At 63.8% G+C, this 25,712-nt stretch carries 23 protein-coding genes and 2 pseudogenes; 13 read left to right on the forward strand and 12 right to left on the reverse strand.

Going from position 1 to position 25,712, the window contains the following annotated elements:
- Positions 1–621: 621 nt before the first annotated feature.
- Complete coding sequence (locus IF22_RS35085; RefSeq protein ID WP_156057728.1) at positions 622–3,882, forward strand: NACHT domain-containing protein; 3,261 nt, start codon at positions 622–624, stop codon at positions 3,880–3,882.
- Positions 3,883–4,511: 629 nt separating this feature from the next.
- Here IF22_RS35085 and IF22_RS0121015 read toward each other — a convergent pair.
- Positions 4,512–4,736: a hypothetical protein gene (locus IF22_RS0121015; RefSeq protein WP_030334583.1), complete on the reverse strand. Its 225-nt coding sequence runs from the start codon at positions 4,734–4,736 to the stop codon at positions 4,512–4,514.
- 40 nt (positions 4,737–4,776) lie between these two features.
- Here IF22_RS0121015 and IF22_RS33895 point away from each other — a divergent pair.
- Positions 4,777–6,002 (forward strand): annotated as a pseudogene (locus IF22_RS33895) (IS701 family transposase).
- Positions 6,003–6,026: 24 nt separating this feature from the next.
- Here IF22_RS33895 and IF22_RS0121025 read toward each other — a convergent pair.
- The 5 genes and pseudogenes from IF22_RS0121025 to IF22_RS36520 all read right to left on the reverse strand — a co-directional run.
- Positions 6,027–6,749, reverse strand: a complete 723-nt coding sequence (locus tag IF22_RS0121025) for a creatininase family protein (protein ID WP_036411996.1) — start codon at positions 6,747–6,749, stop codon at positions 6,027–6,029.
- A 12-nt stretch (positions 6,750–6,761) separates the two neighbouring features.
- On the reverse strand, positions 6,762–7,937 hold the full coding sequence (locus IF22_RS33900) for an NsdA family TPR-like regulatory protein (protein WP_051708671.1): 1,176 nt from the start codon (positions 7,935–7,937) through the stop codon (positions 6,762–6,764).
- A 314-nt stretch (positions 7,938–8,251) separates the two neighbouring features.
- Positions 8,252–8,446, reverse strand: coding sequence for a DUF397 domain-containing protein (locus tag IF22_RS0121035; RefSeq protein ID WP_030334590.1), 195 nt, complete (start codon positions 8,444–8,446; stop codon positions 8,252–8,254).
- A complete protein-coding gene (locus tag IF22_RS36515; RefSeq protein WP_483414220.1) occupies positions 8,443–8,775 on the reverse strand; it encodes a Scr1 family TA system antitoxin-like transcriptional regulator in 333 nt (110 codons plus the stop codon). Before IF22_RS36515 ends, IF22_RS0121035 begins: the two co-directional genes overlap by 4 nt.
- Positions 8,776–8,846: 71 nt before the next feature.
- Positions 8,847–9,248, reverse strand: a pseudogene (locus IF22_RS36520) (helix-turn-helix transcriptional regulator); the annotation flags it as partial.
- Positions 9,249–9,633: 385 nt separating this feature from the next.
- Here IF22_RS36520 and IF22_RS0121045 point away from each other — a divergent pair.
- From IF22_RS0121045 to IF22_RS35095, 10 genes are all read left to right on the forward strand, one after another.
- Positions 9,634–9,897, forward strand: coding sequence for a hypothetical protein (locus IF22_RS0121045; RefSeq protein WP_030334592.1), 264 nt, complete (start codon positions 9,634–9,636; stop codon positions 9,895–9,897).
- Positions 9,894–10,169 carry a hypothetical protein gene (locus tag IF22_RS0121050; RefSeq protein ID WP_030334594.1) on the forward strand — a complete coding sequence of 92 codons (276 nt, stop codon included), beginning with the start codon at positions 9,894–9,896 and terminating at the stop codon, positions 10,167–10,169. The genes IF22_RS0121045 and IF22_RS0121050 overlap by 4 nt, the downstream gene beginning before the upstream one ends.
- Positions 10,166–10,399: a hypothetical protein gene (locus IF22_RS0121055; protein ID WP_030334596.1), complete on the forward strand. Its 234-nt coding sequence runs from the start codon at positions 10,166–10,168 to the stop codon at positions 10,397–10,399. Before IF22_RS0121050 ends, IF22_RS0121055 begins: the two co-directional genes overlap by 4 nt.
- Positions 10,400–10,431: 32 nt before the next feature.
- Positions 10,432–11,133 carry a GOLPH3/VPS74 family protein gene (locus IF22_RS0121060; protein ID WP_051708672.1) on the forward strand — a complete coding sequence of 234 codons (702 nt, stop codon included), beginning with the start codon at positions 10,432–10,434 and terminating at the stop codon, positions 11,131–11,133.
- Positions 11,134–11,169: 36 nt separating this feature from the next.
- A complete protein-coding gene (locus IF22_RS0121065; protein WP_030334601.1) occupies positions 11,170–12,663 on the forward strand; it encodes an APC family permease in 1,494 nt (497 codons plus the stop codon).
- 18 nt (positions 12,664–12,681) lie between these two features.
- On the forward strand, positions 12,682–13,344 hold the full coding sequence (locus tag IF22_RS0121070) for a GNAT family N-acetyltransferase (RefSeq protein WP_030334602.1): 663 nt from the start codon (positions 12,682–12,684) through the stop codon (positions 13,342–13,344).
- An 8-nt stretch (positions 13,345–13,352) separates the two neighbouring features.
- The gene (locus tag IF22_RS0121075; RefSeq protein ID WP_156057731.1) at positions 13,353–13,976 is read left to right on the forward strand and encodes a GNAT family N-acetyltransferase; all 624 of its coding nucleotides are present in this window, start codon (positions 13,353–13,355) and stop codon (positions 13,974–13,976) included.
- Between the two features lie 5 nt (positions 13,977–13,981).
- Positions 13,982–15,145: a methyltransferase, FxLD system gene (gene fxlM, locus IF22_RS0121080; protein ID WP_156057734.1), complete on the forward strand. Its 1,164-nt coding sequence runs from the start codon at positions 13,982–13,984 to the stop codon at positions 15,143–15,145.
- A 579-nt stretch (positions 15,146–15,724) separates the two neighbouring features.
- The gene (locus IF22_RS35090) at positions 15,725–17,149 is read left to right on the forward strand and encodes an ATP-binding protein (RefSeq protein WP_156057737.1); all 1,425 of its coding nucleotides are present in this window, start codon (positions 15,725–15,727) and stop codon (positions 17,147–17,149) included.
- Positions 17,149–18,285, forward strand: a complete 1,137-nt coding sequence (locus IF22_RS35095; protein WP_156057740.1) for a hypothetical protein — start codon at positions 17,149–17,151, stop codon at positions 18,283–18,285. The genes IF22_RS35090 and IF22_RS35095 overlap by 1 nt, the downstream gene beginning before the upstream one ends.
- A gap of 309 nt (positions 18,286–18,594) precedes the next feature.
- On the opposite strand, the gene IF22_RS0121085 is transcribed toward IF22_RS35095, so the two are convergent.
- From IF22_RS0121085 to IF22_RS0121110, 6 genes are all read right to left on the reverse strand, one after another.
- Entirely contained in the window at positions 18,595–19,911 is a 1,317-nt protein-coding gene (locus IF22_RS0121085) for a hypothetical protein (RefSeq protein ID WP_030334607.1), read from the reverse strand.
- Positions 19,908–20,213 carry a hypothetical protein gene (locus tag IF22_RS0121090; RefSeq protein ID WP_030334609.1) on the reverse strand — a complete coding sequence of 102 codons (306 nt, stop codon included), beginning with the start codon at positions 20,211–20,213 and terminating at the stop codon, positions 19,908–19,910. The genes IF22_RS0121085 and IF22_RS0121090 overlap by 4 nt, the downstream gene beginning before the upstream one ends.
- Before the next feature lie 9 nt (positions 20,214–20,222).
- Positions 20,223–20,768 (reverse strand): hypothetical protein, encoded by a 546-nt coding sequence (locus IF22_RS0121095; RefSeq protein ID WP_030334611.1) that lies wholly within the window; start codon positions 20,766–20,768, stop codon positions 20,223–20,225.
- A 20-nt stretch (positions 20,769–20,788) separates the two neighbouring features.
- Entirely contained in the window at positions 20,789–21,043 is a 255-nt protein-coding gene (locus tag IF22_RS0121100) for a hypothetical protein (protein ID WP_030334614.1), read from the reverse strand.
- A 210-nt stretch (positions 21,044–21,253) separates the two neighbouring features.
- The gene (gene mycP, locus IF22_RS0121105; protein WP_051708676.1) at positions 21,254–22,495 is read right to left on the reverse strand and encodes a type VII secretion-associated serine protease mycosin; all 1,242 of its coding nucleotides are present in this window, start codon (positions 22,493–22,495) and stop codon (positions 21,254–21,256) included.
- 10 nt (positions 22,496–22,505) lie between these two features.
- Positions 22,506–24,032: a hypothetical protein gene (locus tag IF22_RS0121110; protein WP_245233689.1), complete on the reverse strand. Its 1,527-nt coding sequence runs from the start codon at positions 24,030–24,032 to the stop codon at positions 22,506–22,508.
- A 632-nt stretch (positions 24,033–24,664) separates the two neighbouring features.
- On the opposite strand from IF22_RS0121110, the gene IF22_RS35100 reads away from it, so the two are divergent.
- Positions 24,665–25,681 (forward strand): hypothetical protein, encoded by a 1,017-nt coding sequence (locus IF22_RS35100; protein WP_156057743.1) that lies wholly within the window; start codon positions 24,665–24,667, stop codon positions 25,679–25,681.
- Positions 25,682–25,712: the final 31 nt, after the last annotated feature.

A 25,712-nucleotide genomic window follows, 5' to 3' on the forward strand; every position in this document is an offset into this window, starting at 1 on the left:
GGGGGACAGCTGTTCGGCGTGATAGCCGCGCCACGCCGCCGGGTACCCGTCTACTGATCTTTGTCCAGGAGTTGGATTTCGCTTCGCGCCGGGCGCACACCGCAGGCACGAAGAGGGAGACGCTGCCTGTGCCTGCAGATCCGCCGCCGCACTAGGCACCTGGACCAGCCGAAAGGCTTCACCGCCGGAACCGTCCACGCTGTCGCCGACTTCCACGGCCATCAGGCTAAGCCGGCACATCTGGACGGCTGGATCGCACCACTGGTCGATGGAGAACAATGTCCACTGAGTTCGCGATGTCACCTACGACGAGGACCGCAGCCAAGATCGCACCGGACCCGCGGCCATTGCCGCTATGCGCAACGCCGCGATCGGCACCCTACGCTCGGCCGGAGTTGCCAGCATCGCTGCTGCCAACCGGCATCACACCCGCGAAAACACCCGCCCAGGCGCTATCTGGAATCACCTAACGACCTTCCGGGTGGCTTATCAGGCGAGCAGGACCAGCGGCCAGATGACGGTTGGTGGGACGAGGACGGCCACAAGTTCGACAGAACAGTTTAACCATCAGGGGCCGTCCCTCTCTTGACGATCGCCTCAAGTCATCCGATCATCAGTCAAGTGGCCTCCTCCCCATACACATTAGACGGCGCACGAAAGATCTTGTCCGGACCGGACAGCGGGTGGTTAACGGCGCTGGACGCGCTGCTCGGTGTTGGCATCCTAGCCACCGGTCCCTTCGGGCTGGCAGCCTGGGGCTGGGTCGATCAAAAGAACGAGCTGATTAAGCTTTTAGGCGAAGCCACCGCAGCCGGACGCGCGCGCCTAAGCGGCAGACGTACTCCCGAACGCTACGACGTACTCGCGGCGACCCATACCGCCCTGACGTACGGAGCGTTCTTCGCCGTGTTCCGTGAGGTGGTAGGTCCGGTTTGCGATGAGATCGGACTAACCGAAGACGACAAACGCCGTCTGACCCGGGATGCCCAGCCGGAGCTCGCACAAGACAGTCTGCGGCACAGCCTTGTTAGCACCCCAATTGATCTACCATGGGCCGGCTGTGGGTTCCGAGCCAACTGTGATGAAGTAGTGAAGCCATTCTACAGGAACCTGACCTTGCGCTGCATTAGCTTTCTGCAGAATTTCGAGGTCTGGCGTCGGATTGATTCGGTGCGAGCCACTGACCCACTGGTACACGACATCGTCAGGCGGGCGATGCTCCGCTACGAATCCGAGTACAAATCACTCGCCGCCAAGGTACCCGAGTTCGGAATTTGGGCGACACTGGGCCAGAGTGACGCCACCCTGGGCGCGGTCCAGCGGGCCGGCGAGTCATTGAGCCGCCTTGAAAGACTATTGATGTCGATTTCCGTGAAGGCCGATCGGGCCGGGACCCGGGTCCGCGAAGTCAACGCTGCCGTTAACCGAGCTGTCCTCGCCGAGCCATTAGTAGCGACCGATTCCTCCGAGGATCTAGCACAGCTTCGGGTCCCCGCTGTGCAGGACGGTTACCTGACGCCGACGTTCCGATGGGCAGTAATGGACGAGAAGTCCCGACCCGCGGACGACAACTGGTGGGCGCTCAAGGAACAAGGGAGTGACCTCGACACCTTTCTGGCAGCGTATTTCTCCTCCCCACGCAGCCACGACCGGCCACTCGTGGTCTTGGGCCTTCCCGGGGCCGGTAAAAGCCTGTTCACAAAGGTATGTGCAGCGCGTTTGTCCGGAAGTGACGCGTACGCCGTCGCGAGAGTGCCCCTGCGCCAGGTGTCGGACCCAACCGCTCCCATCCATCAGCAGGTCTCTGGCGTCCTCGACAGGGCGACCAACGGGCGTGTCTCATGGGCAGATCTAAGCGAGAGCGCTTTGGATGCAACCCGAGTACTGCTGATCGACGGCTTGGACGAGTTCATGCAGGCCTCCGGGCACGCCGAGTCGAATTATTTGCACAACGTCGCCGATTTCCAGCGAATCGAACGGATCTCCGGGCATCCCGTATCGGTCGTCGTCACCTCGCGGACGCTAGTGGCTGACCTCGCCCGGATCCCTAGCGGCTCCTTAGTCATCAAACTGGATAACTTCAGTCCAGAGCAGGTGCAGAAATGCCATGAGATCTGGATGGAGACCAATCCGGGACGCCGGTCGGTCATCCCGTCCCTGGATGCACTTCTGTCTTATGGCGAGATCGCCCAACAGCCGTTATTGCTTCTACTGCTGATTCTATATGGTGCCACCAATCCCCTCCCTCGCGTGGAGGAATCGACACCGGCGCAAATATACGGGGACGTCCTTCGTCGATTTATCCAGCGCGAATTGTTGAAGTCGCCGAATTCCGACGCTTCAGATACGCGCGAAGGGCAGACGCGGGCCGAACTTTGGCGCCTAGGCATAGCCGCCTTCGGCATGTTCAACCGCGGGCGACACTATATAGAGGAACACTTGCTGCTGGGCGACCTAGAGGCGCTTGACCAGCAGATGCGCCATCGACAGGTGCAACGGCGAGGAACCCCCCTCACGGCGGCGCGACTATTGCTCGGCAAGTTCTTTTTCATACATGCCGCAGAGGCGGATGAGGGCCTTGAAGGCCGAAGTTACGAGTTTCTGCACGCCACCTTTAGTGAATACCTAATCGCCAGGCTGACTCTGGATGAACTGGTCGACCTCTGGGGCTCAAGGGACCGGCCGTCGTCGCAGAATTGGGACGACGACCGCCTCTATGCGCTACTGTCGCACCAGCTTATCAGTATTGGCGGTGCGGCCATCCTGCCGTTCGTCGCGCAGCTAAACGAGTCCCTGCCTGAACTGGAGCGTCGTGGCGTAAAACGGATTCTTCGAACCCTGTTAGCACAGTCGGAAGGCAGATGGGAAAGTGGTCGATTCGCTTCATATTCCCCTTCGGACGAGTCTCCGCTTAAGCGGTTTGCCACTTACACGGCGAATCTCGTCATGCTGCTGCTCCGAGTCGATGCGGGCCCCGTGAAACTCGATTCCATCGCACCGACTGATCAAGACCCGACCGAATGGTGGGCCAAGATGGTCCACGTGTGGCAAGGGTGCGTTCCAGATTTCAACCTCACCAAAATCGAGCCCCTCTTCCCAGAGATTGCTGTAACGCGATCCGAGGGAAGTGATCATCAGCCACTAGTGCACACATACTGGTTGATGTTCAGACCCTCCTCGGCAATAATCCTAAACGCCGGATTCGGGGTTGTTGGGAACCGTTTCGTCATCGACAGCAATGACCCCGAGGTGGCATTCGCGGGATACGCGGCGCGCGCGTTTACGAATCCGACCAGCACCTCGACCAATACCACCAATGCGACTCAATTAATTCGCGGACTCTCGACATCCGGAAAAGGCCTCGTCGCGCCCTACTTCCTAATGGAATTCGCTGCTCGAAACCCAGAGTGCTTTTCCGCAACCGATGTTCGGCTTCTACTGAATACCTCACCGATCAGGGAACACCACCACGACGATACATGGCCGTATTCCCTACTACTCGGACAGTATCCCCAACTGGCAAGCGACACAGAGCTCAGCAAACACCTTGCGGACAGCTGCGCTGATAGCACGTACATTGCCCCACTCTTGGCCGGCATATTGATCTGGAATGTCGACCGCGCTCCAGTCCGTAAAATCTTCGACCGACTTCCCAGAGACCTCCGCCTCAAGGTCGATAAATGCGTTACAGATCTTGCACCCCTTCGCAACTGGATGGACGAGAGGCGACTCGTGCTCCTGGCATCGGAACTGCTTCTTCCCCTACTGAATGAAGTTGACCTTACCCAGGTCTGGAAGGAGCTGGGAATGCCGCTAAAATACGTTCGACGCTCACCAGGCGACGCAAGAGAAATCGATGCCAATGCCCGCGACGCCGGATAGCGCAAAGTGTGCACTATCGCACCCTCGTGAGATGCCCTCGTTGGGGATCTTGCCCGCGATGACGAGGCCCGGCCAGGCCCGGCGTTCACGCGAAGCGCCGAGCCCGGAGATGTCCTTAGACCGACTATTGCTGCTTGCCACCGCTGCAAACGCCCACGTCCGGTACGACGGTGCGCGATTGCGGTCAGCCACGGCTCAAGAACGGTCAGAGCTACTGCAACAACTATTTCTCCATGCTGCTCCAGGATCACGCATCCAACGGATGGTTCGCGCTCGTGGTACCCAGCCCACGACCGGAGAGTGCTGTGGGAGGCCGCATCGCCGACCACTCGGGGCCTAACGCCATAACGGAGGCTCTACAAGGTCGTCGAGGAACGCACTGACGTCGGCCAAGTGACGGGTGTTCATGAACAGCGGACCCAAGCCGGTCGAGTGGTGAAGGATTCGGCGCGGGCCAACCGCGGAACACCTGCTGGCCGAACAGCGCAAATCTAAGGTCCAGCATGGCGAGATTACGATCCACGAACTCGGTTCCCGGGACTAGTGCTCCAGCCGTAGATCGTGATCATGTTGTCGGAGCCAGTCGGAAGCTCTTCTCCTGATGGAGTTGATGCTCGCTGGGCTGGTCTCTATTCGGCCGAACCGCCGGCCGGGTCTTGTGCGCCGTCCACTACGGAGCGAACGCAGGCCAGCCAGTCGTTCCACGCGGCGGGGTCCGTTGTCCCGCCGTCTGCCTCCATGCCGATGTCTCCCAGAAGCGTGAGCAGGTCGTCCCCGGCGCGGTTCGCGAACTGCCACACGAACCGTGACATGGCCACGAAGGCCTCACGCTCGTCCATCGAATAGCGGCTCATCGGAACCCTCATCTTCGGGCGGAGCCCGCACACTCCGGCTGTGATCGTAATCTTGCCGAGTTGGGCCCGGGTTGAGCCACGCCGCCGGGCACGCTCGCTGGTGCTGGGGCTGCTGTCGGACCTGCCCCGCAAGAACTGCTGGACCATCGCCGAGCACGCCAGAGATGCCAAACCGGACGGAATGCAGCACCTGCTGGGCCGTGCCAAGTGGGACGCCGACGCGGTCCGCGACGACATCCGCACCTACGTGGTCGACCACCTCGGGGACGAGAAGGCAGTCCTGGTCGTGGACGAAACCGGCGACCTGAAGAAGGGCACCGCGACGGTGGGAGTCCAGCGACAGTACACCGGCACGGCGGGCAGGACCGAGAACGCCCAGGTCGCGGTCTACCTGGTCTACTCCGGGAAAGCCGGGCACGCCGCCATCGACCGGGAGTTGTACGTCCCGCACTCCTGGAGCGAGGACCGCCAGCGGTGCACGCCGGCTGGCATCCCCGAACAGATCGGCTTCGCCACCAAGCCCACCCTGGCGGCACGGATGATCACCGCGCCCTGGACTCCGGCGTCCTGGCGTGATGGGTGGCCGGCGACGAGGTCTACGTTGGCAATCCCGCTCTTCGCACCGTGCTCGAGCATCGCGACGTCCGCTGTGTCCTCGCAGTCGCCTGCGGCCACCAGATCGCCACGATGGCGGGAAACTACGGGCGGATGCCCTGGCCAGGGAAGCGCCCAAGCGAGCCTGGCAGAAGCTCTCTGCCGGGACCGAAGCGAAGGGCCACCGCTTCTATGACTGGCCATCGCCCACATTGCCGACGATCGCTCCGGACACCGCCAGCTCCTGGTCCGCCGCCGCACAGGCGAACTCGCCTTCTACCGCTGCTATTCGCCCACGGCGGTGGCACTGTCCACGCTCGTACGTGTAGCCGGCCGCAGGTGGACTGTCGAAGAGACATTCCAGTCGGGAAAAGGGCTGGCCGGACTGGACGAGCACCAGGTCCGCAGGTGGACGTCCTGGTACCGATGGGTCACCCTCGCGATGCTCGCGCATGCCTTCCTCGCCATTGCCACCGCAGGTGAACGCACTCACCGGCCGCACCGGACGGGCTGGTCCCGATGACCCGCAACGAGATCAGGCACCTGTTCATCTCGCTGATCGTGCGGCCCGGCCACGCCGCCGCCCACCGGCTCGGGTGGTCCGACTGGCGACGCCGCCGCCAGGCCCGCTCCCAGGCACGCCATTACCACCGAGAAGCTGCTCAGGCATGAAGATCACGATCTACGGCTGGAGTATTAGGGCTGACGATCGATCCTGACCGCTGTTAGGTGACTGCCGAAAGCTTCGGCCAGGCTATCGAGCAGCGCGCGTCCCTTCTCCGCGGTACCGGCCGATGGCTGGCCGATGACACCGGTTTTGGTGTAGGCGCTCATGCCGTGGACAAGGAGCATGTCACGCTCATCTGCGAAGTGGTCGCCTTGTTCAAAGCCGGCGCGGACAGCCTCCGGCCAGCAGTGCAGTAGAACCGAAACCTCCAGCTCGCCCGCATGCATGTCGCGATGCCCGTCAGTCTGGAGTCCGGCGGCGCCTCGTGCACGGTCCCAGTCGGTCCGGCTCGGAAACAGCGTCATCGTCCCCGGGTTGCGCGCGTTCGCAGTCTGCACGATGTTGCTAAGTACGTAGTTGCCGCCGTGCCCGTTGACGATTGCCAGCCGTGTGATCCCGCTGCCGGCCAACGAAGCCTGGATGTCTTCCACTACGGCCGACAGCGTCTGATGGCTGATGCTTACGGTGCCGGGCCAGGCGGCGTGCTCGTGCGAGCAGGAGATAGTGACAGGCGGCAGTACCAGTACGTCATGCCGCGCTGCGATGGAGGCCGCGATGGCTGAGGCGACGACCGTGTCCGTCGTCAGGGGCAGGTGCGACCCATGCTGTTCAAAGCTGCCGACCGGAAGCACCGCTACGCTGGGTGTGCGGGCAGCGACCTCCGTGCTGGTGGTCATCGGGATCAGGTCCACGCACCTATCTTGTCACCGACCGATCACCGCGACACGATGAGCGTCGACGAAGGCCCTCACGGGAGCGAGGGTCCGCTGCCGGCGCAGCGCGGTCGCGAGCGGCTGGGTCGCCCGGATCGCACGGTATGAGCCAGTCCTGCCAGCCAACTCAAGTGCGCTCATGCCGTAACTCGCCGCCCGTTCGGGATCGTCGCGCAGGTAGCACTCGCCCAGGTAGGCATACCAAATGCCAGCGTCAAGGAGGGGCACCGCGTCATCACCGGCTAGGAGTTCGTTGAGAATTGCTACGGCCGAGAGCGGGTCACCCAGCAATTGTCGGCAACGCGCCTCGGCTGCAGCGACGTAGCGCAGGTCGCAGTGGCTGGCGAACTCATCTTCGCCGTCGTCGGTGGCTAGCTGAAGGCCACGGCGGGCGGCAGCGATCACCGTCTTGGTGTCGTCATCACCGCCTGTTGCCAACGCTTCAGCCAGTCGCGTCAAGCACAGCGAGCGTGTGCGAGGCGGCACCGAACGATGGGCGAGTGATCGGCGGGACAGTTCGATTGCGGCGCGGACCGCGCCGTCGTCGAGCGCGCGCTGACTTTGGCGCATGAGGATGTATGCGCCGAGTAGCTGGTCTCCAGCTTCCCCCGCACGGCGCTGTGATCGGTCCAACCACGACCCGCCGTCGGAAGTTCCGATGTTGTCAGCAATCCAGCTCATGAACTCCGACAACCTGGCATCTACGCTCGCTAGTTGCGACCGGCCGTCCTTGCTCTGCATCTGGTCGAGGGTCTCGAGATGTCGGCGGACCTTGATACCGAGCTGGGGGGTTACGTAGGGTTGGGCCTGCTGTGTGAGGTGGTGGAGTTCTCTTAGCCATACCTCGACTGCGTCGGGCGGGCCGGCGATGAACGAGTCATCGACTCGGGACTGGGCCAGCGATGTAGCTGCCTCCGGCAGTAGAGGGCCGGGCTGGGACATCGCTTCAGCCGAACGGCGTGGGCTGTACAGGCCGAGTCGGGCATCGTTGGCGGCGGTCAACACATCGCGGAGGGCAGCGCGGCGCTCGACACTGGGCCACCGGTGCTCGCCGCGTTCGAGCTTGCCGACCCAGCGAAAGTCGACGTACTGAGCGGTCATGTCCCGGCCCGGATAGAGCCGGTCAAGGCTGCTGTTTACGGCATCGGCAAGCTCAGCGCGCGACATGTGCTGGCCACGCCGATTCGGCGACGGCCAAGACCTTCTAGCGTCGCTGAGAAGCGTATTCGGTTCGATGATCGCTTCAGGGTGGCGCGGCACAAGCTACCTCCACGACACATGAGCCTCTATCAACCTGTGATGGCGCGATGACGCTCGGGCATTCACGTTCAGCATCCCAGCAGCAGCATTCGCCGCGCGACCCCACCACCAAATCGCGCGCCAGCCAGGTCCTCGTTGGGTCAGCGACGCTGCGCCGTAGAAGCGCGGCGCTCGCGTGTCGCAGGCTGATCCAGCGGCCCGTGGCAGCCTCAGAGCCAGGATCAGCGGCTGAACGCGCCGGCGCGGAGCGCGCCGGCGAAGGCGCTCCACGGAGCGAGGTGGAATTCCAGTATCGGACCGGTGACGTCCTTCGAGTCGCGTACGCCGATAGTGCCGTCGAGGGCGTTGGCGACCTCGACGCAGTTGCCGTCGTCGCTGCGGGTGGACTTACGCCACTTCGTGTATCGCGGGGTCATGCCGAGACTCCTTTGATGGGTGACAGGCCCTGCGCCGCGACACGGAGCAGGTGGACGCTGATGTCGGGCGCAAGCGCTGCGGCCTTCAGCCGACTGTGCAGGCTCAGATAAGGCTGGACCTCGTCCGGCTCTGTGTAAATCAGATCACTCGTGAGCGTGTCGGCGGCGACAGCAACGGAGTCCGGCGTGTCGCGGTAGCGGTAGATCGAGTACGCGGACCTGGGCGCGCTGTGGCCCTTGATGGAGGCGCCGATCGGCAGCACGCGGACGGTGACGGTTGGGTGTTCTGCGCAGACGGCGACGATGTGCCGGATCTGGTCGGCGACGATGTGCGGGTCGGCGCGTGACGGGCCGGGTCGCTCCGCAACCGGGCGTTCGCAAACGCTGTCGTCTGGAGGAGGCCAGGCACCAGCGCCAGGGCGTACTCGGTAATGGTTTTGGTACCGCTCTCGAGATCGGCGTAGGTGGCTTGCCGGGTGCCCATCCGCTCCGCGTCAGCCATCCACCAACCGTGTGCCCAGCCGTCGGTCGCGGCCTCCATGATGGCGCTGCGCCGCTTGGCGCCGACGGACAGGTAGTCACAGATCGCGCTGACCAGGTCGATGTCGGGACCGAGGTGCCCATTTTCCAAGGCGCTGAGCTGTTGTCGCGGAAAGCCGACGGCGCGTGCGAGTGGTTCGGCCGTCATGCCGTGCTCGTTGCGTAGGCGCCTGATCTCGCGTCCAAGCCATCGCCGTCGGACAAGCGGACTGGGTCTGGTCACCGGCAGCCTCCACGGCGTCGTCTCAAGCCCGTCGACCATGCGACTGGCTCGGTGAGCTCAATGTAACCCCGATAAACGGCAGAAGGATCTTGGCTGTGGCCCTGTGCAGGCACGAATGGCCAGCTCAGAGCACGGTCGGCCCCGAGGTCGGTACACGAGGTCGGACCAGAGGTCGGCATTCCCAGGTGTGCAGCATTCCGTGATCGTTGATTCGCAATCAGTTATCCGCCGGTCGGCCACAGTCCACTTGGCGGTTGCTCGATCGCCCGAGATCCACCGGGGCAGGTGCCTGCGACGGCACCACTCGGTCGAGCAGGGTGCAGGGCCCGTCACGTCCCCCCGTACGAGACGGTCCCTGCACCCGCCGGACAGGTACGCGGCTGGGCCGGGGAGGGTCCGGCCGCGCACCACCAAGTGAGGGGAGATGACGGTGGCGAAACGATTCAAATGGTTCGTCCCGGCCCAGGACGGTCGGCAGTACCGGCCGTTCGGCATCGACTGCGAAGGCGCGGCGACGCTGTTCGGTCACCGCGGCGGATGGAACCGAACCGGCGTGGGCGGCCCGAATCAGCCATCAGCTCGTGAGCTCGCCGCTGAAAACCGCGCCTTCTGGGCCAATTCTGGAGTGCCGGCCATCGATCAGCAGATTGCTCTCGGCTCACACGTCGACGAGGAGTTGGCATCGTGAGCGTCCCCCATGCTGTGCCCGCCATCGAGCCCGGGACGCTCTTGAGGCTCGGCCCCGACGATTGGTCTCTCGGGCGGGACCTGACGCCTGGCACGCACGTCGACGTTGTCGTCGCCTGGCTTCGCACCGACCTCGCGCACCTCAGCGACGAGTGGATGTGGGTGCGTGGCCATCGACCCCAGTGCGACTACCCGCAGGTTGATCTGCACCCGGCCTGTATGGAGCTACGTGTCAGCGTCGCCGCGCTACGGCGGATTGCGCAGACGCCGTGACCGGCACCGACGAAAGCGCCCGCCCCGTCGACCGTTTCGAGTCGGCCCGTCTGACGGTGCTCCAGCACGTGGATGACGGCACCTGCTTCCACTGCAGCGACAGCGAATGCCCGCAGCACGCCTGGGCGATGGAGGAGCTCACTCACCACGACGGCGGCCGGCGCCTCCTCTGCCAACTCGGGGTCCTGCCCGCCGCCGATAGCTCAGCTCTGAGAGGCGAGCCGCGGTGAACAGACCACCTGACGCAGCCGATGAGCAGGCCATGCCCGCCCACAATGAGCCGGCACCGCCGCGTCGGCCGGTAAGAGCCATCGGTACCGCTGCCGCAGTCAGCCCTCGCATCGCCGACGAATTCTTCTACATGGCGCACGACGACCAGACTGGCCGGCCCCGCCTCTTCGATACGGCACTGGCCTCGGGCCTCGCTGCCGCGCTGCTGGTCGAGCTGTACTACGAACGCCGCATCACGTTCGAGCACGGGAAGGTCGAAGTCCTCCAGCGGCTCCCGCCGAAGGACTGGCTGCAACACCTCGTCCTCGACCAGTTGATCGCACAGCCACAGCACACCGACACCCGAACCTGGCTGGCGTTCCTGGCCACCACCGCGTACGAGCAGGTCGCCACACGCATGTGGCAGGTCGGGCTCCTTCAGCAGCAGCAGATCGGCCTGCTCTGGCGGCAGCGCACCGTCTGGGTCCCGACAGACATCAACACTGCCGCCTGGTCGTGGGCCCGACTGTCTCAGCAGGTACGCAACTACCGCCAGCTCGACCACTTCGACATCGCACTGGCCGGCCTGACGCTGCACACCCAGCTGGACACAGCCCTGCTCGACGGCGCGCCATACAGCGCTCAGGCGCACCTACGCCAACTGGTCAACCAGTCCTGGCTGCCGCTTCGCGACCTCCTCGCCGACCTCAGCAGCGTCATCGGCGCCGGCGTTCTCAGCCACCGCACCTCCTGACGTGCGTTCACACACCACCCAGACGAAAGAGAAGCCATGCCCCGCTCGAAACCTGACACGGTCACAGCCGTCCTGGCCCGCGGCCGACTCGGGATCCCCTCCGTGGTCTTCTTCGTAATCGCTGCAGCCGCGCCACTCACCGTCATCGCCGGCGGAGCAACCACCGGGTACGCCGTTACCGGTGTGACAGGCATACCCGTGTCGTACCTGGTCGTCGCCGCCGTACTCGCCATGTTCGCAGTCGGCTACGTGGCCATGTCCCGGCGGATCGTCAACGCCGGTGCCTTCTACACCTACGTCACCCACGGACTCGGCCGCCCAGCCGGTGTCGCCGCAGCCATGGTCGCGCTACTGGCCTACAACGCCATGCAGATCGGTCTGTACGGCGGGTTCGGCGCGGTCCTCGCCCAGTTCCTACAGAGCCGGTACGGCTGGGACATCACCTGGTGGCTGTGTGCGTTGATCGCCTGGGCCGTCGTCGCGGTGCTCGGTCTCCTACGCATCGACCTGAACGGCAAGGTCCTGGCGGTAATGCTCGTCGCCGAGTGCGCCGTCGCCCTCGTCTTCGATGCGGTAATGCTCGGCCATCCTGCCAGCGGGACGGTCGCTTTCGACACCCTCGCCCCGGCGCACATCTTCGCCGCCGGAATTGGTGCGGCACTGGTCACCGCGATCACGGGTTTCGTCGGCTTCGAGGGCACCGTCGTCTTCAGCGAGGAGACCAAGGACCCTCGACGGACCGTACCGCGTGCCACCTACATCGCCGTGGTGCTCACCGGCCTGCTCTACGGCCTGTCGGCGTGGGCCATGTCCGTAGCCACCGGCCCCGACAAGATCGTGGACGCTGCCCGGGCCGACGGGACCGACCTGATCTTCAACCTCGTCTCACCGCACCTCGGCACGAGCGTCGTCACGATCGGCCGGATCCTCTTCATCACCAGTCTGTTCGCCGCGCTCCTGTCGTTTCATCACACCGTGGCCAGGTACCTGTTCGCCCTCGGGCGTGAGCGGGTTCTCCCTGCCGCACTGGGTCGGACCAGCCGCCGCACCGGCGCGCCGAAGATCGGCTCCATCATCCAGAGCCTCATCGCGGTGGTCGTACTCGTCGGCTACGCGGCGGCGAACGCTGACCCGATCGTCCACCTGTTCTTCTGGGTCACCGTGACCGGTGGTCTCGGCGTCCTGGCCCTGATGACCGTGACCTCTGCCGCGGTGGTCAGCTTCTTCGCCCGCATCAGGCATGGCGAGGGGCCTTGGCGGGCCGTCGGCGCACCGCTGATCGCCACGATCGCGCTGACCGCGATCCTCGTCGTCACCCTGCAGGAGTTCGACACCCTCCTGGGTGTTCACCCACACTCGCCGCTGCGCTGGCTCTTGCCGGCCGCGTACGCCATCGTCGCCCTCATCGGCGCGACCTGGGCGCTGATCCTCCGCGCGGCCAAACCAGACGTCTACAGCGCCATCGGCCTCGGCCCGGAGAGCGCTACCGCGTCCCTTCGCAATCCCACCATCGTCCGCCAACCGGCCTGACCCCTGCCAGGAGCTTCAATGACCGACATCAGCACCGGCGTGACGGTGCGCCAGGCAACCCGAGGCGACACGGAAGGCTTGATCTCAGTTCTCGCCAAGGCGTTCTTCGACGGGCCCGTCGCCGACTGGCTGGTCCCCGACCCCACCGACCGCCGGACCGTCTACCAGCGGTACTTCGAGCTGGCCCTGAACCACGGCCTCGACAAAGGCCACGTCGACACCACGGCAGACCTGTCCGCCGTCGCGATCTGGTACCCGCGCACCGATCCCGAGCCGAAGAGCGCACTGGAGTATTCAGCGGCGATGGAAGCGGCCACCGGGGTGTACGCGCCGAAATTTACCCTTCTCGACGCCATGTTCGAGGCGTTCCACCCAAGCGAGCCACACCACTACCTCGCCTACGTCGCCGTCAACCCCGAGCAGCAGAACCGCGGAATCGGCGCCGCGTTGCTGAGCCACCACCACCGCCAACTCGACGCGCTCGGCATGCCCGCCTACCTGGAGGCCAGCAACCTCCGCAACCGCGAGCTGTACGTAAGACTTGGGTACCGGGCGGGGCCGCCGATGATCCTTCCTACCACCGGGCCGACGATCTGGCGGATGTGGCGCGGGCAACCCAATGCCGCCCGGCCTGCGGGCTTCCCCGAGAGCGGATTGCTCCCACGCCGGAGTGCCAGGTGACCCCTACGGTGTCGACCCTGCTCGCACGACCCGCTCAGCCCAGCGATGTGGCGGCGATAGCCGCTCTGCTGACCCGAGGTCTCGCCCAGGACCCGGTGGCTGAGTGGCTTGTGCCCGACCCAACCGAGCGGCAAGCCGTCTTCCAGGGACTCCTGGCGATGGAGGTCGACCACGCTGTCGAGTGGGGCGATGTTGACGTGTTACCAGACATGAGCGGCGTCGCGGTGTGGCGCCGGCACCCGACCGACGACGCGCCCGCCTTGTCGGATCATCACCTAGGTACCTTCACGAGGGGAGGCATGCCTCGGTTCCGGCAGCTCAGCGCCCTGTTGAACAGCTATCGGTCCGACGCGCCCCATCACTGGTTGGCATGGCTCTACGTGCCGCACGACCGCCGCGGGCAGGGCGTTGGCACCGGACTGCTCGCCCGGCATCACCAGGTTGTCGACCAACGCGGGTTGCCAGTGGACGTAGTGGTGACGAACGAGCGCGCCCGGGATTTCCTGACCGCCCACGGCTACGTCGCCGGGCTGCCGCTGTACCTACCCAGCGGGCCACGACTCTGGCCACTGCACCGGTCCGGTCTGAACAGCGCGCGGTCCGACCACGCCAGCCGGATTAAGAAGGCGTGATCTGCGTGGCCGGAGACATCATCCGCACATCCACCGTCGAGGTTGCGATGCGCCGAACCCCGCGCCACCTGTTCCTCCCTGGCGTGGGGCACGCTTGCGCCGATGAGGCCGTCTTTACCAAGACCGACGCCCACGGAACCTCGATCAGCGCGGCCTCACAGCCGCGGATCGTGGCCATGATGCTCGAACAGCTCGCCGTACGCCCCGGCCAGCGAGTCATGGAAGTCGGGGCCGGCACCGGCTACAACGCTGCCCTCCTCGCAGCCATCGTCGGTGACGCCGGACGTGTGGTCACGATCGACGTCGACGAGGACCTCGTCGAGAAGGCGCGCAAACACCTCGCAGCAGCGGACGTCACCAACGTCGACGTGGTGCACGGCGACGGGGCACTCGGCTACGCCAAGGGCGCCCCCTACGACCGAATCATCGCGAGCGTCGGTGCTTACGAGACGCCGACGGCTTGGCTGGAGCAGCTAACCCCGGGCGGACGGCTCGTCGTGCCGCTACGCCTACGCGGCGCGGCATCGCGTTCGATCATCTTTGAGAGGTCCGACGGCGGCTGGCGTGACCAGGGCAGTGAGCTGGCCGTGTTCACGCCGCTGCGCGGCATCGGCGACGACGCCCGCCGACTCGTCTCCCTTACCCCAGAGCAGGACGTGATCCTGCAGATGCACAACGATCAGGACGTTGATGCCGCGGCACTCGCCGGCGTACTCGAAACCGAGCGTCGCAAGATCTGGACCGACGTGTTCTTCCCGCCGATGGTGCCGTACGAGTGGATGGACCTTTGGCTGGCCTGCCGCCTCGACAACGCCATCATGCGGATGAACGTGCAGCCCACGGCCGTGGAACGCGGTGTCGTCACGCCGATGTTCGGGTGGGGCGCGATGGCGACCACTCGCGGCGCGGACCTCGCCTACCTCACGACCAGGCCGACGCCGGCCAGACCCGACGGCAGCAGACTGTACGAGGTGGGCGTCATCGGCCACGGGCCCTCCGGATGGGACCTCGCACACCACGTCAATGAGGAGATCCGCACCTGGAGTGCCACCTACCGCTCACGCACGGTCCGCTTCGAGATTCCTGATGCTCCCGTTGAAGCGGATCCCTCGGTCGGACGCTTCGTCCTCGCGCGCCGGCACCACCCCATCGCCGTCACCTGGCAATGAGCCAGACGCAGAGAGTTCGTCCCCGTGCCGCTCCCCACTCATCGCGCGAACGCGGCCCAACCAGGCCCTTGGTAACCCCGCTTGGCGACCTGAGTGCACTGGGCAACCACACCAGGCAAGAGAACGATCGCGACATCGAAACCGGCTGTAGTCAGGCTGCTCTCACCGCATGACGGTTGGACTTCGAGCGCAGCGGTGGCGGGCTAATGAAGGATCCAACCTGCAGCTGGAGCAGGTGGGTAATTAACGACTCTTCTACGCTAATCATGCCATTTTGTCCTTGACTCGATAGCCACATCCACCCGCTCGACCTGCATAGCCAATCTCTTGCAAACGTAGCGGGCGGTACCGCTCAAGGCGGCAGCAGTCATACAATGGACGAGGCGGCACCGTACGAGCGATGCCACCAAACGTCCAAGACGAGGGGTAAGAGCGTTGCCAAGAGTGGGAAGTAGCTGGAATGCCGGCGCCGTTAAGCCACCCTCGAGCGACACTCTACAAAGGCACATTACGGCACTCGAAGCCGATTTCCCCGTTGTTGAGGATCATCGGGCTGCCCTATCTGAGCTGGGCTCCCAGATGGTTCACGCGCAGCGATGCGAGCAGAAAGGCTTGCATCGCTGTCGTCTCGCCTTGGTACGTTTCAGTGGGGCCGTAGAGGCCGCATTCGGCCTGACGCGCGAGGTGATGTTCTTCTACAGCCCATATCCCGACCTGCAAATCAGAGAGTTTGAAGCGGCCAAGAATGCGATTAAGATCCTCCGTCGAGCTGTCACGCCGGATGTAATTTTCGTCTGGTCGCCTGATCCGCGATCACGCCAGAAGCTGGACGATTGGTCACAAGGCGGCGGCCTGCTGGCAATTCCACTCGCCTCGATCCAGAGCAATGACCCAGTGGCGCTAATTTCTCTTCTCCGCGACTATATTTACGCCCGGGATTTATTCTACGAGTCAACTCCGGTTCGAGGCGATCGGTTCTTTGGACGTCGACAGATTCTTCAAAGCCTACGCGACGACGTGCAGAGCCAGCGTGTAGCCGGCCTATTTGGCCTCCGAAAGGCGGGGAAGACAAGCGTTCTTTCTCAACTCTCCGAGGTCATCTCATCACCTACACGTGTGGTCATCTTGCGTGACTTGGAAAGCTTGCCGTCACCGCCGATAGACCCGATTCCAAGCCTTCTGAAAGATCTTGTCGCAGACATCAAAGACAGATTCATCGCAGAGCCGCACCTTGAATCGGAGCTTCAGCAGCTCGCAAACTCCACAGATATTTCTGATTTTAGACGAGCGATGCAATCAGTGTTACGCGCTCTGGCTGCCCGTGAGGTGAGCATCGTGCTGATGCTTGACGAGATCGAGTATCTAACACCTTCCGACCGCATCGACATTCACGAAGGCGACATGACCTCCGTGGCCCAGTTCCTCGGAGCGCTTCGGAGTCTAGTTCAGGAGAATCCTAACTTCACGTTCCTGCTGTCTGGATTGACGAGTGCAATTACTGAGGGCGGCCGACTGTATGGTCGCCCAAACCCCTTGTTCTCTTGGTCGAAATCCCATTTCCTTACACCGTTCGACAGGAGCGAGGCTGACGAACTGGCAACATCAATTAGTAGCAGAATGGGCATTGATGTCGAGGAAGGGGCCCTGGAGGCGTTATATGAAGCTACAGGCGGGCACGCATTCCTCTACCGAAGTCTAGCCTCTGCTGTCGTCCAAAGCCTTCCCGTTGACGTATTTCAGAGACATGTAACCCGCGCCGACGTACTTCGGACTGTTACACAGTGGAAACGCTCCGTGTCCGGGAACATCGAAGAGATGCTGAATCATGTACGGCGCTACTACCCGAATGAGAGCGTCCTTCTTGAGGTCCTGACGCAAGAACCGGCATCATTCACCGAGTTAGCAAACGAGTATCCGGCGGCTTTGCAGCATCTTCTCAGCCTCGGGCTCGTGCGAGCAGATGGACATGACTATGAAGCAACAACCATTCTGAGTCTCCTATGATGAAAGCGGTCGTTGCACGGTCCGACGCGATCCGGGCAAGCTTGGCACGGCACCGCCTGGTGCTAATACAGATGGGCGCGGCCTTTGAAGCCATACGGCAGGCGACACTAGAGCGTCTGGGTGCAGATCTCGTGACTGTTTCGGATGTCTTATCTAAGTCCCACGACTTTTCCAAGTCGGCGTCGTTCGCGATAACTGACATCGAAACGCTGGCTACGCCCACACCCGGCAAGCCAGAAGTCACCATGGGCGCCCTCCGCGAAACAGTCATTAAGCTAATGGACGAAGGCAAGAATATTTGCCTGGTTTCTCGTGCGCCACGAGTAGCGTTCGCTAGCATCCCGGGGAGCTCCATTCTCGAAGATGCCGCACTACTTCACCTTCCCCTTCTATCGGTGGAAGAATGTCCTGATGAAGGTCGATCAAGAATCGGATGGAAACTACCTACCATCGGCATGACTAGTGATGTCAAGCTGGAAGACCTCTTCGTTTCAGTACTCAAAGAATTGGGCCCTGGCGTTCTGAGCTCGCTTGATCATTGCGTATTCGAGATCGACCCGAGGGGAGCCGCAGGGTTGGCATACCTCTCGCATCGAGATAAAGAAGCCCTTCGGTGCGCGGGACTTGTTGACGTGGACACTTCGGGAACATGCTCTCTGACAATTCCTAATCGACTACTGGAGTTGAAGAGTGCGCTCGCCGATGTGATCAGCTCCACAACTGTGCCAGCAAGAGACCTGGCGGCCGTCGTAAATGGCCTTTGGTACATCGAGCGAACCATCCGTTCCACGCTGCGATCGGCTGCCGTGTCGATCGATGGGCCGAAATGGCGAAGCTCTATTGTGGGAGGCCTGTCGACAGAAGTTCTCAGCCGCGCACGATTAGACTCAAGTATCAGTGCTGCGAGCGTCAAAGAATTGCGAGATCCTCTTGAGTGGCTGACGCTCGGCGAATTGCTAGATATCGCGCGGTCGAACAAGTTCAACGGACTTGGTGTTGACGCCGTCATCTGGAGAAGGTTCACGGAGCAGGTCATGCCGATCAGAAATCGAGTTTCTCACATGCGCGACTTGAAAGGAAATGATGAGGAAATCGTAGGAATGTGGGTTGGATTAGTACGCCAACAACTGGGATAAAAACGTTATAGATCTATCCCATTGCCCCGCCCCGCAGCATGATCGCTCCACGGTAAAGCACTTCGAGTCTTCAAGACGCGAGAGAAGCCGGCGGACCGTCACCTTCGGTCAATGCGCATGTTATGCAGGAGGTTTTCCAGCATGCGGAGCCGGTGACCGTCCTTGATGTTCAGCACGCGTTCGACTAATGGATTTCGTTTCCGCCGGAGGCCTAACGTTAACCATGTAGGCCTCCGGAGAGGCTTGCCACAGATCCAGGGATGGTGGGATAGCCGGAAGGCTGAGGCTGAGCACCTCCCGCCCACTCGGTCACGCGGCTGGGCGGTCGGGCCTGGGTGCCCACTTGCCGCCGTCCAGCCACGCGTTGGCTCCCACCTCGGCCTGGGGGAACGGCGTCGTGGTGTGGCCGCGGGTGCCGAGGTCGGGGCGTTCTTTGCGTTCCTGCTCGTCGATCTTGATCAGGTCTGACATGGCTTCGACGTGCCGGCGCTCCGCGTCCAACAGGAACGTCACGAAGTCCTTCACCACGGCCAGGAGAGCCGCTTCCGGGTTCGAGCAGGACGAGAAGAGGCCGTTGACGGCTTCGATGTAGCCGTTGAGGGCTTCGATGAGCTTGCCAATGTGCTGGTAGCCGAGGCCGGCATACGCGTTGCGGAGGCCTTCCAACATGCTCGCGGCCTTCTTGCCCTCCTCTGCCAGCCACCGCGTCTGGGTTTCGAGCTGGAGCAGGTAGGCCGAGGCGCGTTCGGCGTACTGGCTGAACGCCTGTGAGGCGCTGCCCTCCCAGTACAGCTTGAGGTTCTTCAGCTCACCGTCCATCTCGGCGCGCAGTTCGGCGTAGGTGCCGGCGGCGGAGTGCACCAGGTCGGCGCGGTTCCAGATCAGCTTGGGCGCGGACCGCCAGGCATGGACCATCAGGTCGCTCAGCGGGAGACGCTGGCCGGTGCCCAGCTCGATCAGGATCGCCTCCAGCTGTAGCAGCGTGTCCCGGTGCTCGTGGATGAACGTGTCGAGTTGGTCGCCCTCGCCGTTCTCATAATGAGTGGTTCGGCCGCCGGAGAAGCCGAGGTTGTTCCCGTCGGTGCTGCCGATGGTGATCGGCTCCTCGACCACGCGTGTACGCGGCAATCTCTCGTTGCGGGTCGCGCCTAATCGGTCGTTGCCCTCCGGGATGACCAACACCGGCTCATCGCCGGGAAGGTGGCGCTCGTGCGGCTGGGAGAGAATGCCGGCCCCACCTGGACGCACCCGGATGCTGCTGCCGTAACCGTCGCCGAGCGGCAGGTAGGGGCCCAGGTCCCGGTTGAACACGTCGAAGTTGGTGGCGACGTCCAACTCGGTGCCCTCGTAGTCGGCGGCGATCTGCATCAGCCCGTCGGCGATGCGCTCCATCTCGTTACGGGCAATGTTCGCCTCCGACAGCCTGCTACCAAGGGCCGTCGCCCAGTCTCGGTTGAGCTTGTCGGATATCCCCTCGAGCGTGCCCCAGGCAGCAACCGGGACCGCACCGACGTCGCCGAGGTAGCGGCGAACAGCACTGTAGGTCACGGCGTCCTCGTAGCGCTCTACGCCGAAGGCCACCAGTGCCCGTGATTCGACCCGCAGGGCCGACGTGTCCGTGGTCATCCCCCGTGCCTCTCCCCCTGTGTCGGCTCGACCGGCGTGAACAGCTCCGCGCCGAGGGGCGAGCCGAAGTAGTCAATGCGCAGCTGGCGGTACTGCTGCCGGTGATCCGCCACTGCAGCGAGCAGGGCCGTCCGAATCTCGGACGCCACCTGGTCTGGACTGCATCGGCGCAGCATCCCGGGCCGAATCTCGACCTTCAGATCGGCGTCGTGGTCCCGAAGGACCGTCACCCAACCGTTGGCGGAGACACCTTCGGCCCTGATCCGGGCCACGTCCGCGAAGTAGCGCTCCAACTTGCCCACGGCGTGCTCCTAGTCGGTCGACGTGAGCGTCATCGCCCGGTCGGTGATGCGCTGCGCGCTGGTGTTCGCGTACGCGACGACCTGCTCGACCGCAGCGCCCGGGTTGCTGAAGTCCGCGTAGACGTGCGCGTACCTGACGTCGGAGGCCACGAACACGCCCGCGAAGATCTTTTCGTTGATCTTCTCTACGCAGGAACGCGCGACCCGGTACGTGGCGGCACTCGGATACGGAACCGCCTCGCCGTTGCAGGGTCCCTCGGCGGCCGTCTGGCGCAGATACGCCTCGTCGTCGCTCTGGGTGAGGCTCACAGCGATCTTGCCCGTGTACGACCGGTCAGCCGACGAGAAGTCGAACTCGCAGCTGGCCACAGACTTGCTGGACTCACGGTCTGGCTCAGCATGGGTCAGGGTCCACGCTCCCTCGACGACACTCGGCAGGGCCTCAGCCAACTCACTGCACGAGGGAACGGCCTCATCCTCGCCGAACGGCCCCCACCGCCAAGCACCGAGCAACCCGAGAGCTACGACGACAACGCCAGCCACGGCGGCCAACATCTTTCTGCTCATTCGACGGCTCACCAACCGGACCGCTGCTCGTTCACGGAAGGGTCCACGTCGCGTACCGGCGGTTGCAGTGACGCCAACGCGACCCTGGCCGCGGCCCGCACCTGCCGGGCCAGCGAATCCTCCGTATGCCGGTGCAGTCCATCGACCTCGACCGCGATGTCACCCCGACTCGTCGCGGCAATGCGAACCGAGCGGTCCGGCGAGTAGACGTCCACGTCAGGGCCAGCGCCGGAGTCCGGGGCCTTACGCGATCCGGGGATCATCGGACCGATCCCTTCCGGACAACATTGCGGAGTGTCGCCATCGGGGTTCCCGCGGGCACCCGACCGGCGCGCCCCCGTCGCAGCGCCATCATGGCGACGACCCTACCAACAGGCGTTACCGGTCCGCCGCCCTCAGTGATCGCCGCAGACCAATATGCCGTCGCCGCACCAGGCAACGTCAGCTTTGAGTGGCTTCTACCAGCCCATGCCTCACCGCGGCTGCCGCGGGTAGCCACCAGAGGAGACGTGATTGAAGCGTTCGTCCCGCGCTTCTGCTCGAACATCAACCTCGCGGCGGCGACGGCGACGGCTTCGGATCAGAAAGATCGCCAGGGCCAGCAGGATCAGCAACACCACACCGATTCCGACAGCGATCACGGCAACCTGCTGATCAGTGGGGCCGCCCTGATCGCCGTAGTCGGTCACGTCGAAAGTGTTGTCATCGGTTGCCTGGGCGGTGGCGTCGGCCAAGGCCGCAGGACCGAGCAACGGGTTCTGGGAGACAGCTGGCACATCCGCCGTCAACGCGGCCACTGGGTCGATTCGGCCAAACCCGTACTGCGGGTCGCGGCCCGCCGGGCCGGCGTCGCGCGCCGTCTGAATGATCCTGTTGATCACGTTCGCTGCGCTCAGGTCTGGATACTTCGACCGGACCAGCGCCGCAACGCCGGAGACGATCGCCGCAGAGTCTGATGTGCCATCCCCCCACCCGTACCCATGGTCAGGGCCGATGTTGAGGATGCCATCGCCGGGGGCCGCCACCACCGCCTCCGGCCCCTGCACCGAACCGGACCAGAACGCTCCACCACGGGTCGTACCCGTTACCGCTATCACGCCCGGAATGTTGGCCGGCGAGATGACCGCGCTCTCCCCCTTAGCGGTGTTGCCAGCAGAGGCCACCACGACGACGTCACGTTCGAGGGCGTACGCGATGGCCTGCTCCTCCTCCGGCGAGGCGGCGCCCGGCCCTCCGACGGACACGTTGACCACCGTGGCACCACCGTCGACGGCCATTCGGATTCCCCGGGCCTGCGCCTGGTCGCTAGCCGGACCCTTACCCTTCTTGATTTTGACGGGCAGGATCCTGGCGCCTGGGGCGATCCCGTCCACGCCGTCGGTGGCAGCGTTCGTCGCTGCGATGATGCCGGCCATGTGGGTGCCGTGGCCGTCCTCGTCGACGCGGCCGTCGCCGGAAGCACCGTAGCTTCGACCACCCGGCAGCACCTGTCCCTGCAGATCCGGGTGGCTGGCGTCCACGCCACTGTCCACCACGGCGACCGTGACTCCACGCCCAGTCGACAGCTTGTGAGCCTGATCGATGCGGAGTTCGTCCAGGTACCACTGCTCGGCGCGTTGAGGTGCGGCGACGGCAGGTTGTGCGACAACGCCTGTCAGGAGTACGGCCAGCACGCTCGCCGCGACAGGCCGGAGCAAACCATCGTTCACACTCATCTGCCCGTCCTCATCGCAGGATGCCCGGAGAACCGGTGTCGTCGGCACGCCACGGATCGTCGTCCTCAGTCAACCACGACGACCCGGGACCGGATTCGTCGTTGTCGTCGGCACTGCCGCCGCCAGTGCCGCCGAGCAAACCACCGGCGCTACCCCGCGAACTACCCGCACCGGCACCGGTCGCGTTACGCACCGCCCTGGCTGCACTCGTCACCGGCGGCACCCTGCCGTTGCCACCGCCGACCATGCCGGGGATGCCGCCCGCACTGATCCCGCCACCGCCGACGACAGGGCTGCCCGCACCCCCGGCGCCGAGGCCGCCTCCAACAACCCCGCTCGGCGAGCCAGGCCCGAGCCCGACCCCGCCACCAACTCCGAGCGGGCTTCCGAGCGGGCTATGGCCACCAAGGCCCGGGCCCGCCGACCCGCTGTAGCCGCCGCCGACGGTGGTCGGAGCACCGGCACCGGCCAGGCTGGTGGTGCCAAGGCCGAGCTCAGCTCCGGGGCCGTCGACGCGCGGCGAGGGTGTGGTGTACGAGCCGCCTGCCACGCCGCCAGTGAGGTCGTTACCGAAGCCGCCAGCGGTGGACGGCACTATCGCGGCCGAGTGGCTACCGCCGTGAGCGGCGCTGCCACTGATGCCCGTGCTGCCGAGACCAGAGCTGCCACCGAGACCGGAACCACCAGTAACAGAACTGCCTTCCGGGCCGCTGGGGGTGTAACCGGCCGGAGGAGTTCGTGGACGGTATTCGTCGTGACCTGTGACATCGTTCGCTCCCGGCACGACGAGTCGCGGTCGCTCGACCTCTATCGCCTTGCTCAGTGGAGCGGCAGCACTGTTGGCAGCCTGCTGGTTGTCGCGGTACCAGTTGTTCAGGTGTGAGCTGGTGTCCCAGAAGCCGCCCCGCTTGTTGTCGTTGGCCTGGCCGTCGACTTTCATGGTGGCTTCCAGGTCGTCGGCCTTCTCACGAAACGCGCCGTCGGCGTACGACGTCGGGTCGCTCTGGTAGTCCTTGCGCAACGCGGCGAGGAAGGCTGAGGCGCTCTCGCCGTCCTGAGCACCATCGAGTTCTCCGCCGTTGGGCAAGCTCCACTCGTTGATGCCGAAGTCGTCTCCCAACGGAATCGGAATGCTCGCGACCGCCTTGCGGATGTCACCCTCGATCCGCGACAACGCACCGCTGACGTTGCTCGCGGTGGTGATCAGGTCCTCGACGCTCCGGCCGATGCCGCTCAGGTGCTCCCGGTAGGCGTCTCCGCCGCTGCCCTTCCAGCCGGCGAGCATGCCAGGGAGACCATCGGTATGCGGGCGCTCGGCACCGGGCGCGATGGGGCCAACGAAGGACCGTCCGACCAACGCGTCCCGCAGATGACCTAGGGAGGTGGAGAGGTTGTTCCACCCTCCGCTCAACGCACCAACCGTCTCCGGATCCGCTGCCAGCGTCACCTCGCGGACGCAACGCTCCCACGTCCCAGTCATGACCACCCCTGTCCGGACATGTCCGGGCAAGTAGGCATGCCTGTCGCCGCGCGCCAAGCGCCTGACTCCAACAGCTCATTGGGAGACTCGTTCAAGCCCAGCGCCGCATTGCCCAGCCGCAGGTCGACATGGAATTTCACCACTGAATGCCCTCCCCCGAGTTGGCGCGAGCCTACCGTAGCCGCTTCACCCCGAAGAGCAACGGAGCGGGTTCCATCGATGGCTGGGATCGTCGCGATAGTGCGAATGTGCTTCTCTGTGCATCGGTCGCTGCCGCGAGTCGCCACCCGACCATCGAAGGCAGCGCACACGACAGGTCCGCCGCTACACTTCCCGCGCGTCCACGTCGCTGGCCGGTGAGGGCGTGGCGCGGTTGGTCTCCGACGCTTATCGCAGGTCTCTCGACGACCAGCATTGATCCCCAAGGCGATTGAAGAGTTGAGGTCGAGAACAGTCCGCCCTGGCTCCCACACGAGGATCACCTCCGAACCCAACGCGACGCCACCCAGCCAAGTCCTGTGGCGCGCCGCCGTGATCAATATCCGGATTCGCCGAATTGAGTTCATACCAGCCCTACCCCCGGATAGCGTGATCAAGCCTGTCGTTGATCGGACAGAACTCGACGTTTTATCGATGCGACGAACCCGCTAACATGGCGCCTACTCCTATTGGCCAGTGACAGGGATCGCATGATCGAGCGACCGAAAGAATTCGCATATTTCTATCCTGAACCCTATTGGTCGCGCCACGATTCGTCATTGATTAAGACGCTCTTACTCTTCTTTGATGGCGTCTGTGTGCTCATGCCGCGTTATATGCATGACCCGAGTGAGGGCGATGATCATTACCTTGGCGGCGCAATGAAGGAACGCGGCTTGCTTCAGATCTTGCGGCCCGAGGAAGTGGTCGATCGGGAGGCAACTGAAACGCTCGCCAACGTTCTCGTCGAACTAATCGCCAGCGGCCTACTTGACGATCTTAGCGATTCGGGCGATGGGTTCGTTGCGCTATCGAGTTCTCGGCTTGGGTTCGATGGCTATCACGAAATTGCCGAGTTCGTGTTCGAGGAACTAAAGGCTCGAAATCTCGCCCAGGACTCGCAAGATGGTGTATCCATCCCGATGCATCGAGAAGTGCGCGTTCTGATTCTTGTGCTCCTCTCCCAGATCCTCACAGCCTTGCAGCGAAGGAAGGGGGCGCTGCTCTCTCCGACGACCTATGATCCACGGCTTGCTCGCTCACTGCTTGACGTTCTCAACGCACCGCAGGTCCCATCCGCGGGCCATGTCGTGATACTCGATACGGAAGTGGTCAGCTTTGACCTCAGTTCGGTGCCCTTGGAGGAAATTCTTGACTTCCGAGAAGGTCATGGTCAGCAATTCAGGCTCTACCGACGAGATCTCAGGAGATTCCTGCGAGAGCTGGCGGTGGTTCCTGAGGTAGACCGTGCGGAGTTGCTGGAGGATAGAGCAGAAGAACTGGCAGACCGGGCGAGCGACCTTCGCCGTAGCTCGCGCCGACGATGGTTGCGACCATTCGGCAAGGCTTCACTGGGCATCGCCGGTGCCGCTTGGAACCTTTCACAAAACGATCCGGTTGGAGCTTCTGTCGCGTTTGGTGCTGCAATGCTTGAGTCACCCGAGTCCAGAGAGGCGGACAGCTACTCCTATCTCTTCGATATACAGGATCAATTCCTTAGACGATAGGAAGAAGCGTCCCCATTTGCCACCGGTCGCG

Source organism: Micromonospora parva, from assembly GCF_000718515.1.
GTDB lineage: Bacteria > Actinomycetota > Actinomycetes > Mycobacteriales > Micromonosporaceae > Micromonospora > Micromonospora parva.

Bases quoted from the DNA above. Each gene is read 5' to 3' on its own strand.
- IF22_RS35095 (WP_156057740.1), top strand. From the start codon at position 17,149: ATGAAAGCGGTCGTTGCACGGTCCGACGCGATCCGGGCAAGCTTGGCA.
- IF22_RS0121065 (WP_030334601.1), top strand. From the start codon at position 11,170: ATGCCCCGCTCGAAACCTGACACGGTCACAGCCGTCCTGGCCCGCGGC.
- IF22_RS0121060 (WP_051708672.1), top strand. From the start codon at position 10,432: ATGCCCGCCCACAATGAGCCGGCACCGCCGCGTCGGCCGGTAAGAGCC.
- mycP (WP_051708676.1), bottom strand. From the start codon at position 22,495: ATGAGTGTGAACGATGGTTTGCTCCGGCCTGTCGCGGCGAGCGTGCTG.
- IF22_RS35090 (WP_156057737.1), top strand. From the start codon at position 15,725: ATGGTTCACGCGCAGCGATGCGAGCAGAAAGGCTTGCATCGCTGTCGT.
- IF22_RS0121095 (WP_030334611.1), bottom strand. From the start codon at position 20,768: ATGTTGGCCGCCGTGGCTGGCGTTGTCGTCGTAGCTCTCGGGTTGCTC.
- IF22_RS35100 (WP_156057743.1), top strand. From the start codon at position 24,665: ATGATCGAGCGACCGAAAGAATTCGCATATTTCTATCCTGAACCCTAT.
- IF22_RS0121085 (WP_030334607.1), bottom strand. From the start codon at position 19,911: ATGACCACGGACACGTCGGCCCTGCGGGTCGAATCACGGGCACTGGTG.
- IF22_RS0121070 (WP_030334602.1), top strand. From the start codon at position 12,682: ATGACCGACATCAGCACCGGCGTGACGGTGCGCCAGGCAACCCGAGGC.
- IF22_RS0121035 (WP_030334590.1), bottom strand. From the start codon at position 8,446: ATGACCCCGCGATACACGAAGTGGCGTAAGTCCACCCGCAGCGACGAC.
- IF22_RS0121045 (WP_030334592.1), top strand. From the start codon at position 9,634: ATGACGGTGGCGAAACGATTCAAATGGTTCGTCCCGGCCCAGGACGGT.
- IF22_RS0121100 (WP_030334614.1), bottom strand. From the start codon at position 21,043: ATGATCCCCGGATCGCGTAAGGCCCCGGACTCCGGCGCTGGCCCTGAC.
- IF22_RS0121015 (WP_030334583.1), bottom strand. From the start codon at position 4,736: ATGAGCCGCTATTCGATGGACGAGCGTGAGGCCTTCGTGGCCATGTCA.
- IF22_RS33900 (WP_051708671.1), bottom strand. From the start codon at position 7,937: ATGTCGCGCGCTGAGCTTGCCGATGCCGTAAACAGCAGCCTTGACCGG.